Origin of the sequence: Leucobacter sp. OH1287 (genome assembly GCF_003859945.1) — a bacterium.
Taxonomy (GTDB): Bacteria; Actinomycetota; Actinomycetes; order Actinomycetales; family Microbacteriaceae; genus Canibacter.
Map to the genome: position 1 here is coordinate 33,952 of NZ_RQYM01000013.1, position 14,122 is coordinate 48,073.

The 14,122-nt window shown below is 60.2% G+C and carries 10 protein-coding genes; 8 read left to right on the top strand and 2 right to left on the bottom strand.

Going from position 1 to position 14,122, the window contains the following annotated elements:
* Window positions 1–43: 43 nt before the first annotated feature.
* Entirely contained in the window at window positions 44–1,132 is a 1,089-nt protein-coding gene (locus tag EII30_RS07580; protein WP_124886733.1) for a branched-chain amino acid aminotransferase, read from the top strand.
* The gene (locus tag EII30_RS07585; protein WP_124886734.1) at window positions 1,132–1,941 is read left to right on the top strand and encodes a fumarylacetoacetate hydrolase family protein; all 810 of its coding nucleotides are present in this window, start codon (window positions 1,132–1,134) and stop codon (window positions 1,939–1,941) included. The genes EII30_RS07580 and EII30_RS07585 overlap by 1 nt, the downstream gene beginning before the upstream one ends.
* Window positions 1,942–2,013: 72 nt before the next feature.
* Here the strand turns inward: EII30_RS07585 and EII30_RS07590 are convergent, their stop codons facing one another.
* Window positions 2,014–2,886 carry an aminotransferase class IV gene (locus tag EII30_RS07590; RefSeq protein WP_124886735.1) on the bottom strand — a complete coding sequence of 291 codons (873 nt, stop codon included), beginning with the start codon at window positions 2,884–2,886 and terminating at the stop codon, window positions 2,014–2,016.
* 67 nt (window positions 2,887–2,953) lie between these two features.
* On the opposite strand from EII30_RS07590, the gene EII30_RS07595 reads away from it, so the two are divergent.
* From EII30_RS07595 to EII30_RS07620, 6 genes are all read left to right on the top strand, one after another.
* Window positions 2,954–4,570 (top strand): anthranilate synthase component I family protein, encoded by a 1,617-nt coding sequence (locus EII30_RS07595; RefSeq protein WP_124886736.1) that lies wholly within the window; start codon window positions 2,954–2,956, stop codon window positions 4,568–4,570.
* Between the two features lie 63 nt (window positions 4,571–4,633).
* Window positions 4,634–6,109 carry a 23S rRNA (adenine(2503)-C(2))-methyltransferase RlmN gene (gene rlmN, locus EII30_RS07600; RefSeq protein WP_124886737.1) on the top strand — a complete coding sequence of 492 codons (1,476 nt, stop codon included), beginning with the start codon at window positions 4,634–4,636 and terminating at the stop codon, window positions 6,107–6,109.
* Window positions 6,110–7,063 carry a LysR family transcriptional regulator gene (locus EII30_RS07605; protein WP_124886738.1) on the top strand — a complete coding sequence of 318 codons (954 nt, stop codon included), beginning with the start codon at window positions 6,110–6,112 and terminating at the stop codon, window positions 7,061–7,063. It begins immediately after the preceding gene.
* Between the two features lie 44 nt (window positions 7,064–7,107).
* A complete protein-coding gene (gene gltX, locus EII30_RS07610; protein WP_124886739.1) occupies window positions 7,108–8,622 on the top strand; it encodes a glutamate--tRNA ligase in 1,515 nt (504 codons plus the stop codon).
* A gap of 7 nt (window positions 8,623–8,629) precedes the next feature.
* A complete protein-coding gene (locus EII30_RS07615) occupies window positions 8,630–9,595 on the top strand; it encodes an NAD(P)/FAD-dependent oxidoreductase (RefSeq protein WP_233569444.1) in 966 nt (321 codons plus the stop codon).
* 102 nt (window positions 9,596–9,697) lie between these two features.
* Window positions 9,698–12,271 (top strand): fibronectin type III domain-containing protein, encoded by a 2,574-nt coding sequence (locus tag EII30_RS07620; protein ID WP_124886740.1) that lies wholly within the window; start codon window positions 9,698–9,700, stop codon window positions 12,269–12,271.
* Window positions 12,272–12,355: 84 nt separating this feature from the next.
* Here EII30_RS07620 and tgt read toward each other — a convergent pair whose 3' ends face one another.
* The gene (tgt, locus tag EII30_RS07625) at window positions 12,356–13,672 is read right to left on the bottom strand and encodes a tRNA guanosine(34) transglycosylase Tgt (RefSeq protein ID WP_233569445.1); all 1,317 of its coding nucleotides are present in this window, start codon (window positions 13,670–13,672) and stop codon (window positions 12,356–12,358) included.
* Between the last annotated feature and the right edge of the window lie 450 nt (window positions 13,673–14,122).

A 14,122-nucleotide genomic window follows, 5' to 3' on the forward strand; every position in this document is an offset into this window, starting at 1 on the left:
TCGGGGTACAATGCAAGGGTAGATTATCCGAGAGGGTGCAAGAATGGCTTACGAGTTTAAACACACAGCGGCAACCCCAACACCTGAGAGTGAGCGACTAGAGAAGCTCAAAAACCCCGGGTTTGGCACCGCTTTTACCGACCACATGGTCTCGATTGTGTGGGAGAAGGAAACCGGTTGGCAGCAGCCGGAGGTGCTTCCTTACGCGCCGATCGCGATTGATCCGGCGTCAGCGGTTCTGCACTACGGCCAGGAGATTTTTGAGGGCCTGAAAGCCTACCGTCACCCGGACGGGCGGGTTGTCACCTTCCGGGCGGAGCGTAACGCGGCGCGGCTGAACCACAGCGCGAATCGCTTGGCGCTGCCGGAAATTCCGATCGAGCTGTTTATTGCGGCCTGCCACGAACTCGTGAAAACCGATATTGACTGGGTGCCAACCGGTGAGGATCAGTCCCTCTACCTGCGGCCGTTTATGATCGCCGACGAGGTGTTCCTCGGTGTTAGAAGCGCTCACCGTGCGCGCTTCTTCGTGATCGCAAGCCCCGCGGGCGCGTACTTCCCGAACGGTGTGAAACCGATCAGCCTGTGGCTCTCAGGCCACTACAACCGCGCTGGCAAGGGCGGCACCGGATCCGCCAAGTGCGGCGGCAACTACGCTGCATCCCTCAACCCAACCGATGAGGCGTTTGCGCAGGGCTGCCAGCAGGTGCTGTTCACCGACGCCAACGATTCTGACCGGATCGACGAGCTCGGCGGCATGAACCTGTTCCTGGTGCGTCACGACGGCACACTTATCACCCCGGAGTTGAACGGTAACATCCTCGAGGGTGTAACCCGCGCGAGCATTATCGAGCTCGCCCGCGCCAGGGGTCTGCGCGTTGAAGAACGCCCTGTCACAGTGTCCGAGTGGCAGCAGGGCGCGGCCGACGGCAGCATCCAGGAGGCATTCGCCTGCGGCACCGCGGCCGTTGTTGTACCAATCGCTGAGCTGCGCGGCGCTAACGATTTCGTGATCACACTGCCACAGCCGTCGGGTGAGGTGACAATGAGCCTGCGTGAGGAGCTGACCGGTATCCAGTTCGGAACCCGCCCAGATCCACACGGCTGGACAACCCCGGTTGAGGCAGCGTAATGCAGGTTGCGAGGTTTCGCACAAGCGACGCCATAACCTTCGGCATCGTCGATAAAGACCCAGACTCGGGAGCGGCTGAGCTGGTTGAGTTGGTGGCGGATCCGATGGTCGCCGGCTATGAAACAACCGGCAGACGCTTCCCATTTTCGGAGGTGACCCTGCTTTCCCCGGTGATTCCGCGCTCCAAGGTTGTCGGTGTTGGCAAAAACTATGCTGACCACCGCGAGGAGATGCGGGAGCTCACCGGCGGGGATGCGCCCGCGGATAATCCGGTGCTGTTCCTGAAACCAAACACCAGCGTGATCGGTCCAAACGACCCGATTGTGTTGCCCGAGCAGTCGGAGCGGGTTGAGTTTGAGGGTGAGCTCGCGGTTGTTATCGGCGCTGTTGCAAAAGCGGTGCCGGCCTCGCGCGCGCTGGAGGTTGTTTACGGGTTCACCTGCGCCAACGATGTCACCGCGCGTGACCTGCAGATCGCCGACAAACAGTGGACGAGGGCAAAAAGCTTCGACACTTTCTGCCCGATCGGGCCAGTAATTGAGACGGATCTTGACCTTGCCGCCGCAACGCTAACCACCGCCGTAAACGGTGAGGAGCGGCAGCGAGCCGCCGTTAGTGACATGCTGCACGGCGTCGCCGAGCTGGTTGCCTACGCCTCAGCCGCCTTCACGCTGCTGCCCGGCGATGTGATTCTGACCGGCACGCCCGCGGGTGTTGGTGTTTTAACCGCGGGGGATCGCGTTACGGTCGCCATCTCCGGCATCGGGGAGCTGAGCAACCCGGTTGCGGCCGCGCCCGCAGCCCGCTAACTCACGCAGCCCGCACCCGCAGTCCGCTAGCTGCCTGCGACGGCGGGAGACTAGAGCGGTTGCGGCGGGAGATTAGAGCGGTTGCCAGGTTGTGTCGAGGGCCTGGCGGATCCGCTCAAGCCGCGCCTCTTTAACCGGCACCGCCGCTACCCCGCCCAGCTGTGTGACTGGGCGAATCCCGTGCAGGGCGTTAACAACCCAGACCTCGTGCGCGGCAAGCGCTGCGGGCGTGACTGTGGCGCGCGCGGTTTTGTAGCCGAGCTCGCTAACACACTCGATAACAAGCTGCTCTGTCACCGAGGGAACCCGCCGGGAATTATCGACCCGGCAGAGCGTCTCGCCGCTCCACCAGAGCACCGCGGCGGTCGTTGTTTCAAGCACATCACCCTCGCTGTCAAGCAGCAGCACTTCGCCGCCCGCCTCCTCGGTCAGCTCCTTAAACAGTGCGATGTTCGGGCCTTTTGTGTGTGGATCGGCCCGGTACTCGCCCGCGGTTAACGCGCGTGTGGCAGTAATCGCCTGTGTGCCTTGCAGCGGGGGTAGCGGCCGCAGATTGCAGTTGAGGGAAAGCTTTGCCCGGACTGTTTTCCCCGGGGCAGTGGTTTCGCCAGGAGCTGCCTTGTCCTGTGCGGCCTCGCCCGGCTCTGCTTCGCTGTGCGAGGAGACGCTCTCAGCGGTTGTGAGTAGCAGCTCCAGCCGCGGCATTCCCTCGCCGTAACCGGAGATTGCGGCGGCAGACTCGGTGAGGAAACGCTCGATCCGCTCGGAGCTAAACTGTGCGGCATCGTTGGCCGGGACCGTGCCCGTGCGCGAAAGCTGACCAACCGTTTCTTTAACGGCGCTGCTGAATCGGGCGCGGTGCCTGTCCCATCCGCGCACGAGCGCGGGCTGCGCCTCCGTGGCGCGAACGCGGAAGGAATCTGCGACGAGCAGTTTTTCAGCCATGCCAAAAATCTTAGCGCCAGTCGCGGGTGGGCAGCTGAAAACCAGCAGCGACACTAAACTTATACCGATGACAGAGCAGACACCTGAGGCAGGAGCAGACACCGCGGACGCGACCGCGCACTCCGGCCTACCCGCTGGGAGGGCAGGCTCACCGGCGGAGCGGTTCGGCGGCGACCTCGCCGAGCGTTCTGGCGTTGATCTCGCGGAGATTCCCGGAGGCGATCTTGCCGCGCGGCTCGCCCGGCGGCTCGCCCGGCACTGCGCAGAGGGGCAAACCTCCTGGTTCTGGCTCGATTCCCCGGACGGAGACGGCAGCAGCTACCTCGGCTTTGGCGGAGAGGTGCTAACCACTGACGCGAGCGATCCGCGCCGGTTTTTAGAGCGGCTACAGCAAAAAATCAACCGGCAAAAACCCACCCACTCAAATTCAACCCAGCAAGATGCTGCCCAGCCAGACGCCCGCGAACCAGTCGGCGGCGGATCATGGCAGAGCGGCTGGCTGGTCTGCCTCAGCTACGAGTTTGGCACCGTGCTACAGCGTGAAAACCTCGGGCTTCCAAAAACCCCGCGCCCGCAACGCCACCCGAGTTTTGCGCTGCGCCCAGCTGCTCTGGTGGAGCTCGCTGGTGACGGCACCGTGGTCGTTTCAGGTGACGACCCCCGGGCGCGAGAACTGCTCACAGCGCTGCTCGCGGAGGCTCGGCAGTCTGCCGCAGCAGAACCCGCAACCGCCGCCGAAACCACCGAAACCGCAGTGGCTCCGGATCCGCTCGCCGCCCCCGAGTGGTCGCAGAGCGACGGTGAGTACCTCGAAAATATCCGGTCAGCGCAGCGCGCAATCGCGAACGGCGACGCCTATGTGCTCTGCCTCACCAACCAGGCGCGGGTGCGGGGGGAGTTTGATCCGCTGGGCTGCTTCTTGGCGCTCAGGCGGATCCGCGCCGCACACCGGGGAGCGGTGATTGTCACGCCGGAGCTCGCGCTCGTCAGCGCCAGCCCCGAGAGTTTTATTAGCGTGCGGGCAACCCCGGTCGGGCGGGTGATTGCGACGAAACCGATGAAGGGCACAGCGCCGCGCGATCCACACCCCGAAACCGATCGCCGTCACGCCCGCGAGCTCGCCCAAAACCCGAAGGAGCGCACCGAAAACACGATGATTGTGGACCTGCTGCGCAACGATATTGCGACCGTCTCTGTGCCGGGCAGCGTCACCGTCGCCGATTTTTTGCGCGTCGAAACCCACCCGCACGTGCACGCGATGGTGAGCACCGTCAGGGGTGTGCTGCGTCAGCAGGTTGGGCTTGCCGAGCTTATCGCGGCGGTTTTCCCGGGCGGATCCATGACCGGCGCCCCAAAATTGAGCGCCGTCGAAATCCTCGCCTCGCTTGAGGGGGTTCCACGCGGTATCTACTCGGGGTGCTTCGGGTGGATCGATGACCGCGGCTCATTGGAGCTCGCCATGACAATCCGCAGTGTTGTGCTGACCGGGGATATTAGTGAGCGCAGCGGCTCAGCTGGCAGGGCAGCCCGGGAGACACCCGGTGGGGAGGGCGGCGCACGCCCCTTCACCCTCGCCGAACTGGGGGCGGGCGGGGGTATCACCAGCGATTCGGTCCCCGAGAGGGAGCTCGCCGAGATGCACCTCAAAGCCGCACCGCTTTTGCGCGCCCTAAACGCCGCGTAAACGCTAAGGTAAGGTGACCCTTACGCAAGCTATAACGACTCGTTATGAGAGAATTAACGCAGTATGGATCCATCAAAGCTTAACCACGACACCCCCGGCGAACAAACCACCGTCAGACAGATTCCCGGCAAACTGCGTTTCACCGGCCCCGGCGATAAAAGCGGCGGGCGAGGCCAGGCGCGTGAGCGTGCCGGGCGGCCTGCAAGACCGCAGGTGCGCCCCAAAGCGGAGGGGTGGAAGCAGGCGCTTGGCCCTGACGGCAGGCCGACGCTGCAGTTTGCGCAGCCGCGAGTGAAACAGCCGCCGCAGCACCTCGCCGACCTCACACCCGAGGAGCTGACGCAGAAAGCTGTCGACGCGAACATTCCTAAGTTCCGCGCCAAACAGCTCGCAAAACACTACTACGGCCACTACACAAGCGACCCGGAGGCGATGACCGACCTCCCGAAAGCTAACCGCGCCGAGTTTGTCGCCGAGTTTTTGCCGCCGCTGCTCACCGAGGTGAAACGGCTGGTGACAGATGACGGCGCAACCATCAAGTTCCTCTGGCGCCTGTTTGACGGCGCGCTGGTTGAGTCGGTGCTGATGCGCTACCCGGGGCGGATCACGCTCTGTGTCTCAAGCCAGTGCGGTTGCGGCATGAACTGCCCATTCTGCGCAACCGGACAGTCCGGTCTGACACGCAACATGTCAACCGCGGAGATTATTGACCAGGTTGTGCAGGCAAACCGCGTTATCGCCGAGGGCGGGCTTGGCCGCGGCAGGCAGGCCGGTAACGGCGCAGAACCGGAGCGTGTCACCAACATTGTGTTTATGGGAATGGGTGAGCCGCTCGCAAACTATAAGCGGGTTATGAAGGCGGTGCACACGATGGTGCGGCCGCAGCCGGAGGGCCTCGGAATGAGTGCCCGCGGTATCACCGTTTCGACGGTAGGCCTTGCGCCCGCGATCCGCAAACTCGCTGACGAGCATGTGCCGTTCACCTTCGCGCTCAGCCTGCACGCCCCCGACGATGAGCTGCGTGACGACCTGATTCCGGTTAATGACCGGTGGAAAGTGGACGAGGTGCTCGACGCCGCGAGAGGATATTTTGAGGCAACGGGCAGACGTGTCTCAATTGAGTATGCTCTGATTAAAGACATGAACGACCACGCCTGGCGCGCCGACCTGCTCGCCGAGAAACTAAACGCGCGCGGCCGGGGATGGGTGCACGTTAACCCGATCCCGCTAAACCCAACCCCCGGATCCATCTGGACCAGCTCTGAACCGGAGGTTGCTGCCGAGTTTGTGCGCCGACTGAATGACGCGGGCATCCCAACAACGCTGCGTGACACCCGCGGTAAAGAGATTGACGGCGCCTGCGGGCAGCTGGTTGCAACCGAGAAGGATCGCGCCGAAGCAAACCGCCTGTTTGCCGAGACCAACGCCGCTGCTGATAGAGTGTCTGATAAAGCGGGAGAAAAAACCGCAAGAACGGCTGACACCTCCGCGCAGCTGGTTGCTGAGGCGGCGGGGCAGAGCATCACAGAGGGGGTATAAGTGCTCGGACAGGGTGGATCCGCTGACTGGCACTCGGTTGATACGGTCGAGCTGCGTATTCTGCACGCGCTCTCGGTTGGTGGATCCCTGACCAGCATCGCGGACGACCTCGAGATGAGCCAACCGGCGATCAGCCAGCGGATCAAACGCCTCGAATCACGCATTGAAGTGCCGGTGATTGAGCGCTCGGGGCGGGGGATCCGGCTCACCCCGGCCGGTAAGATCCTCGCCGCCCACGGAGCCAAGGTTGCCGCCGAGATTGACAGCGCGCTTGACAAAATTGATGCGCTGCGCGGGGAGCGCGGCGGGGAGCTGAGACTGGTCGGTTTCCCGTCAGCATCGGCGACGGTTGTGCCGGAGATGATGCGGCTGCTACGCAAGATCGCGCCCGGTGTTGTGCTGCAGTATCGCGAGGCGGAGCCTCCCGGCGCGCTAGAGATGCTGCGCGAGGGTGAGGTTGACTGCGCGATTATTTTTGACTACGCGGAGACAACGAAACTGCCCGCGGGAGCAGACTACACACCGCTGTGGCGTGAGCAGCTGCAGCTGGTTGTTTGCGAAGATGATCCGCGGCTTTTGCGATCCGGCACCGCTAACCTCGCTGATTTTAGTGACGACCACTGGATTGCAGGCTGCGAAAAATGCCGCGGCAACCTCTTGGCCGCCGCCGCAGAGCAGGGATTTACCCCCGATATTGTGCAGGAGACAGACAATATTCCGGCGATGGTGGCGATGGTCGCCGCCGGAGACGCGGTCGCTCTCGTGCCAGACCTGGCGCTCGCCCAGATGCGGGGACTGCCGGACGGGGCCCGCGCGGTGCAACTGTCCCCGAGCAGGGTACGCACCGTCGGATTTGCCGCCATGCGCACCGCGACCCAGAGCCCGCAGGTGAAGCTCGCAGAGAAGCTGCTTAGGCAGGTTCCCGCGGGCAAGTGGAATTTGGAACAGATCTGAGAGTTTCAAGCAGATTTAAGCGGTATCGTCTAAAATTTACGGTGATGACTGAAACAACCGTAGCTAAGTTCTCTGACGCAACCGGCAGCGATGTGCGGGTGCGTTTTTGTCCGTCTCCAACCGGTACCCCGCACGTTGGCATGGTGCGCACAGCCCTGTTCAACTGGGCTTACGCCAAGCACACGGGCGGAACTTTCGTTTTCAGAATCGAAGACACTGACGCAGAGCGCGACAGTGAAGAAAGCTACGGCCAAATCATCGACTCGCTGCGCTGGCTGGGGCTCGATTGGGACGAGGGTATTGACGTTGGCGGCCCGCACGGCCCATACCGCCAATCGCAGCGCGGTGAAATCTACCAGGAGGTAATCGACAAGCTGCTTGCTGCCGGCTACCTCTACGAGAGTTTCTCAACCAACGAAGAGATTGAGGCGCGCAACATCGCAAACGGCCGCCCCAAACAGCTCGGCTACGACAACTACGACCGCGACCTCACCCCGGAGCAGCGGCAGGCATTCCGCGACGAGGGCAGGCAGCCTGCCCTGCGTTTCCGGGTTCCCGATGTGGATCTGTCATTCACCGACCTGGTGCGTGGCGACATTAGCTTCCCGGCAGGATCCACCATCGACTTCGCGGTTGTACGACCGAACGGCGCGCCGCTCTACACCCTCGTTAACCCGGTTGATGACGCACTAATGGGAATCACCCACGTGCTGCGCGGTGAGGATCTGCTGTCCTCAACACCGCGACAGATCGCGCTCTATCACGCGCTGGTGGAGATCGGGGTTGCTGAAGCGATCCCGCAGTTTGGCCACCTGCCGTATGTTATGGGTGAGGGCAACAAGAAACTGTCGAAGCGGGATCCCCAATCGAACCTGCTGCACCACCGTGACCGTGGATTTATCCCCGAGGGGCTGATTAATTACCTGTCGCTGCTCGGCTGGTCACTCGCGCCAGACCGTGACGTGTTCACCCGCGACGAAATGGTTGCCGCGTTCGATGTTGTAAACGTTAACGCCAACCCGGCACGCTTCGATCAGAAGAAAGCGGACGCGATTAACGCCGACCACATTCGAATGCTAGAGCCAGCAGATTTTGAGGCGCGGATCAAGCCATACCTGGTGGCTTCGGGGGCATACCCATCAGAACCCACCGAGGAGCAGGCGCGTGTGCTGAGCGAGGCGGTGCCGCTTGTGCAGAGCCGCGTGACAGTGCTCGGCGAGGCCGTTGGGATGCTCGGGTTCCTGTTTGTTAGCGCTGATCAAATTGTTTACGAGGAGGACGCGAAGAAAGCGCTCGCCGATAACGCCGCAGAGGTTTTGGCGGCTAGCAGTGCAGCGCTGCGTGAGCTTAGTGACGAGCAGTGGCAGGCGGCAGAGATCCAGACGGCGCTGCAGCAGAAGCTGGTTGACGAGCTCGGTCTGAAACCACGCTTTGCATACACCCCGTTGCGCGTTGCTGTGTCGGGGCGTAGGGTTTCACCGCCGCTGTTTGAGTCGCTTGAGCTGCTCGGCAAAGAGGAATCGCTGACCCGTTTGCTGCAACTCGCAGACCAGCTTTAGGAGCGCCGTGTCGACGAGTGCTGCCACCGGTGCTGCTGTTGCCGCTAGCGGAGTGGAGGTTGTTGAGGACGTTGGTCCTCGTGCAGCCGTTGAGACTGGCGAGCGCAGCTTCGATGTTGCGGTGATTGGTGCCGGACCTGCGGGGCTCGCGTGTGCGTTAAACCTGGTGCGCGGGCACGCGCGCGTGCTGCTTGTCGACTCAAACCGGCCACGCCACGCAGCGACCTTAAAATCGCACGGCTTTATCACCCGCGATGGCGCCTCCCCACTGGAGCTACGAAAGCTAGGCCGCGAAGAATTCCTTCGCTACCCGGGCGCAAGCTACCAGCTCGCACGGGTGACAGCGGTGACCTCAGGCGTAGATGACGGTTTTCAGCTCAGCCTGCGAGCGGTGCGCGGCGGCGAGGTGAGCAGCGTCAACGCCAAACTAGTGGTTGTCGCAACCGGCCTCTCCGAGCAGCTGCCCGAGATCACCAACCTGCGAGCCTTCTATGGCACGGCGCTGCACAGCTGTGTTGTCTGTGACGGCTACGAAAAAACCGATAAACCTCTCGTTCTCATCACACACACTGAGACTGACCGGGAGGCAATGCGACGCACTGAAACCCTCGTTCGTCGTTTCAGCAGCGATTTGACCGTTATCGATGCAGGATCTGTTACTGAGATAGTGGGGGAGCGAGCCGAGATGCGGGGTGTCCGCTTGAAAAGCGGCGAGTTCATAGCGGCGAGCGCGGGCTTTGTTTTGCCCAAAAGCGAAGCCCAGCTTGATTTTTTAGCGCCGCTGGGGCTGACGGTGGCGAAGCTTCCAGGCGGTGCGCTTGCGGATTCACATCCCGCCCACTCGGGAGAAACCCCGATCAGAGGGCTTTATGCGGTGGGGGAGGTGGCCACGGGACGGCCCGAGCAGCTACTCGTTGCTGCTGGTAGCGGGGCAGCGATTGTGCCTCAGTTGCTGCTGTCGCTAAGCATTTAACCTCCTATGTGAAGCATTTTATTGTAGGCTTATCAAAGTTGAGGTTTTATCTCACTCCCCTAAAAAACTGGGCTTTGCCCCCCGTCTGATACGATATTATGTATGACACAACAAAAAACTAAACACTTCCGCGTTGGCGCTGCAGCGCTAACTGCATTGAGTGCTGGCTTAGCGCTGGCAGGCTTACAGGTGCCGATCGCGGCGCAAGCAACAGACACCGGCTCTGTAACCTCAGTTGCCTACACCCCCGGCAAAGCGCAGGGAACCGGTAAGTGGGGTCTTATCGGTGATGTCGAGACTTTCGGTGGTAATTCTACCTACCCCTACGGTGTCGGCGTTAACCCGCAGGATGGTAAACTTTGGGTGTCTGACAGCGGGAAAATGCTCAGTCGCTGGCAGCTCGGTAATCCGCGTGTATTTGTCTATGATCAGGGGCAGGTTCCTGAGAGTGAGGCAAGCAGCTACACCGGCAACGGCTCCTATGAGGATTGGAGTGCGGACAGCAACCAGGGCTTTGGCAAGTTCTATCAAGACACCGCCAATCGCAAGGTAATTGCTGAGCCATTTGACGGCGACGGTAAACAGCACGGGCCACGCGGAATCAGCTTTGACAGTTCAGGTAATAGCTGGATTGTTGACTCTGAGTTCTCTAACCAGGAGGGTGAACCAACAGAGCGCGTGAAGCGTTTTGCTCCAGATGCCACGAGGATCGGTGGCGTTGGCGTGTCAGGTAACTGGCAGAACCGAGATATTCCAGGAAATTACCGTGGAGGCTACTCCGTGTCTGTGACACGTGGGGCTGATGGCACAATGCTGTCCCCGGCTGAGGTCGCTGATATGCTCGTCAGATGGGATGACGCGGGAAATCCGCTTCCCAGCATTCCGCTCGACAATCCTGCAGTTGCACCTGATGCGGGCGGTGTTCACCGCTTCAAGCCAGTGCGAGGAAATATTTACACCGACCCTTACGGTGTTGCAGCTGACCCGGTTGATGGTTCACTCTATCTGTCACTGACTAACTTCCGTAACGATCAGAAACCCGTTACCCCATTCCTGGAGAAGCGTAGCGCCGACGGCAGAACCGTGACCAAGTTTATTGGCGAGGGTCGCTTCCCTAAGCAGGAGGTAATGTATGGTCCTTTCGTGAATCATATTGCTGGCTCACCGACTTACCGTCACGTTTTCGCCTGGTCGCAGTTCCAAAGTGCGGTGCAGGAGTTTGATGAGAACGGTGAATTTGTTAGACAGTGGACAAACGGAAACACCGCTGCGGCAAACGCGCAAGATGGAAATGACAAAACTGTTGCGGTTCCGGGACTCGTTGAGCCTCGCGGCATCTCCTTTGATGAGCGCGGCTACATGTATATTTCAGTCGGTGGGCAAACTGGCCGAGCCGCTGATCAACGAGTTTTGATCCTTGGACAAACCCCGCAGCCGGTCACCTCCGTCTGCGCGGATCGCAGCGCAGCCGGTGATGAGGTGAAGCTTAGCTGGGAGTGTGAACAGTCTCCTGCAGCACCAGGTGCCGTATCTGATGTGATTGATTACACGATCGAGATGTCAAGTGACGGTGGACAGAGTTGGCAGCTCGTACAGAAACCAAAGAGTGCTGAGAAAACCTACACCGTCACCGGTTTGGATCCGACAGTCGCCTACCAGTACCGGGTTGCTGCATGGAACGAGGCCGGAAACGGCGACTGGAAGAGTGTTAGTGTTGCCGCTCAGGATAAACTAACCGCTGACACCGCAACCATTGAACAGGTTGAGGGTAAGGTGAAAAAGCTGACAGTTAACGGCACCGATCAGCCGGTTGCTGACCCGAATGCTGTTAGCGTAACCGCTGCTGTGCTAGCAAACGATACAACAGCTGCAGGTGTAGCTATAACCGGTAAAAATGTTTATCTGGTGAGCACAGCACCGGACGGCACAAAGCAGTACGTAGACCAGCTAACCATTGCTGGCCAGGGTAAATACAGGGTTGTTAACAACGAGATCAAGTTTGATGCAGATCCCGGTTTCCTTGGCAGCAGCAAGGTGAACTATGTCGTTGCTGAGCCTGGAGGGGTGAAGCCCGCCTGCGTTGCGCCGCACGAGACAAGCTTTACTGTTGTTGTTAGCAACAAAACCAGTGACGCTTCGATAACCCTGCAGAAAACCGGTGAGCTTAACGCGCAAGGGACAGAGATTACCTGGACTATCACCGCAACCGCTCAGGGCAGTGACCCGCTGACAGACGTTGTTATTGTCGATCAGCTGCCGGGATTGAGCGCGATTAATTACACCTGGCCTGGTTCACCAAATCAGCTACAGCCAGGACAGCAACTGGTTGCGGTTGCAACCTCTCCGGTAACGCTGACCGATCAGCCCGGTGAGGTTGTTAACACCGCGGAGGTGACTGCAAAGACGCCAACAGACAAGGTTGTGAACGCTGCTGCAACCTTCACAGTGAAGCTTCCGGCAGCGCCGAAACCGCAGGATCCGAAACCGACCGTGCCGGTTAAACCTAATCAGACTACAGCACCTGCTGTGAGCGACGATACCGGCTCAGCAAAGCAGCAGACGCTAGCACGCACAGGTTCTGCATCTGAGGGTGCAGCACCGCTTGGAGCTGCGATCCTAGCTGTTGCCGCAGGACTGCTGTTGGCCGGAGCGATGAGGAAGAAGCAAACGAACTAATTCTTCCCGCCGTTTAAAGTGTGGGCCCGCCAGATTACTCTGGCGGGTCCACACTGGTTTATCTAGGGGGGGAAGGTAGGCTGGCTAACCCGCCCGCGCAATCACCTCCCGCGCGTACTCCCTGCCGTAGTAGCGGTGCAGCGTCTCCTCGCGGAGCTCCACAAAGGTGTCATTTAAGATCGACTCGCGAATCTCATCAACCAGCCGCACAACAAACCGCTCATTGTGGATCGTCGCGAGCGTTGACGCACTCATTTCCTTTGACTTGAACAGGTGGTGCAGGTAGGCGGCATCGTAGTTCTCACAGGTGTAACAATCGCACCCGATCTCCAACGGCTCAAATCTGGTTTTGTGGATCGCGTTCTTCGCGTTCACTCGTCCGTCGCGGCTGTACATGGTGCCGCCGCGCGCCTGCCGAGACGGGGCAACACAGTCGAAGGTGTCGGCACCCGCGGCGATCCCGAGGAACAGGTCGTCCGGTTCGGAGATGCCGAGCAGGTGCCGTGGCTTGTTGTCTGGCAGCTCGTCGGTCATCCAGCTGACAATCTCGCCGAGACGCTGCTTCTCAATTGCGCCCCCGAGCCCGAACCCGTCAAACTGTTGTTCCGGGTGTTCCTCGCCGCGCATCTGCGCGAGATCGGAGGCGGCGAAGCGGCGCAGATCCTCGTGCTGAGCACCCTGAATCACCCCGAACAGCGCCTGGTAGGGGCGATCCGCCCGCGCTATTGTCTGTCTTGCGTGCTCGTCGAGACAGCGTTTCGCCCAGCGAGCGGTGCGCTGCACGGACGCCTCCTGATACTCGCGAGAGTTCATCAGCGTTGTCAGCTCATCAAACGCGAAGATAATGTCAGCGCCGATTTCGTGCTGCACCCGCATCGAAACCTCGGGCGTGAAGCGGTGAGTGTCACCGTTCAGGAACGACTTAAACGTCACGCCGTCTTCATCGACTTTAGCGAGCCGCTCCTTCTTGGTGGCTATAACCTCCGCCTCCGAGTGCTTCGCCTCCGTCATCGACAGCGTCTTTTTGTGCCCAACGCCGAGCGACATAACCTGAAATCCGCCGGAGTCCGTGAACGTTGGTCCGTGCCAGTTCATAAACTTGGCGAGCCCGCCCGCGCGGTCAAGGATCTCGCTGCCCGGCTGCAGAAACAGGTGATAGGCGTTGGCGAGCACGGCCTGGCCACCAAGCTCCCGCACCTTCGCGGGCAGTAGACCCTTCACGACCGCTTTCGTGCCGACCGGAATAAACGCAGGAGTCCTAATCTCGCCGTGCGGGGTTGTAATAATCCCCATCCTGCCAAGGTTCCTGCCCGTGTTTTTGCCCCGGGTGGATCCGCTGCGCAAGCTCTGTTCGATCTCGAAGCCGAAGCTGCTCCCCGCCTGTGCTGTTGTTTCAGTCATGGTTTCTATTCAAGCAGGTGTTGTGTGTGCTGTTAGACCGTGCGGGCAGAAACCGCGTGATTCCGGTGCGACACGCCGTGTGGGTGTGTGGGATTTGCGTAACGCTTTGGAACTCGTGTAATGTTTTCATCTGTTGGCAGCGCGCCGATCGGACCAAGAATAAGGGTTCGGGATGGTGGGTTGTTGGCGGGGGTTTAAGACCAGATAGAAACTGTTTGGTTTTTTCAAGTTCTTATTCCTTCTAGTTTATTTCTTCTTTTCTTTCATGCAACGCATTGTTTGCTTGTTTGCTTTTGCTCTAGTGTTTGTGTTAGGGTTGTTGTTTGCAGGCGATATGGTTTTGTGTTGTTTGTGCTAGTGCTGTTCGGGTGCGGCGGGCCTTGTTTTTGGGTTTGTTGTTACGGGTGGTGTCTGGTCTTTGAGAACTCAATAGTGTGCACTTGATTGTCA